Origin of the sequence: Herbiconiux daphne (genome assembly GCF_024979295.1) — a bacterium.
In the GTDB taxonomy this organism is placed as follows: Bacteria; Actinomycetota; Actinomycetes; order Actinomycetales; family Microbacteriaceae; genus Herbiconiux; species Herbiconiux daphnes.
The window spans coordinates 1-568 of record NZ_JANLCJ010000644.1 but is presented as its reverse complement, the minus strand read 5'-3'; the positions used below and the strand labels follow the sequence as shown (position 1 = coordinate 568).

The window sequence follows — 568 nt, the reverse complement described above, 5'->3', positions numbered from 1 at the left end:
AAAGGGCGACCAAGGTCCACAAGGTATCCAAGGCGAAAAGGGAGACCAAGGTGTCAAAGGAGACCAAGGAATTCAAGGACCTAAGGGAGACCAAGGAGTTCAAGGACCTATTGGTAGTCAAGGGGTTCAAGGACCGGCCGGTCAAAGTTTCACGCCAAAGGGTCAAGTTGCCACAAGAGCGGACTTACCTACAAATCCTAACGTAGATGACGGATACACAATCAAAGACGAACAAGAGGCATTAGTCGTATGAGACGGGTCTAAATGAGTGGAAATGGGAAGCATAGTCGGTCCACAAGGAATTCAAGGAATACAAGGAATACAAGGAGAAAAAGGAAACTCTATCGTCGTTAAAGGTTCAGTCAACACCGAAAGTGATATTCCGGTAGGACAAGTAATCGGCGACGCTTGATGAGTTGGAACAACAACCAAATCGCTATATGTTTGAAACGGACAAGGTTGAGAGCAAAGCGGAAACCTTAAAGGCGAAAAAGGAGACAAGGGAGACAAAGGGGACGCAGCAACCGGTGGCGAGGACGGACTTGGGACTTGAAAATCACTTGACGAT

At 47.4% G+C, this 568-nt stretch carries 2 protein-coding genes; both read left to right on the top strand.

What is annotated here, in order from left to right:
• A partial coding sequence (locus N1032_RS26940; protein WP_259543758.1) for a hypothetical protein occupies positions 1–206 on the top strand: 206 nt, incomplete at its 5' end.
• A gap of 68 nt (positions 207–274) precedes the next feature.
• Positions 275–412, top strand: a complete 138-nt coding sequence (locus tag N1032_RS26935; RefSeq protein WP_259543756.1) for a hypothetical protein — start codon at positions 275–277, stop codon at positions 410–412.
• The last annotated feature ends 156 nt before the right edge of the window (positions 413–568 follow it).

Excerpts from the sequence above, each read along its gene's own strand:
- N1032_RS26935 (WP_259543756.1), top strand. The coding sequence starts at position 275 with ATGGGAAGCATAGTCGGTCCACAAGGAATTCAAGGAATACAAGGAATA.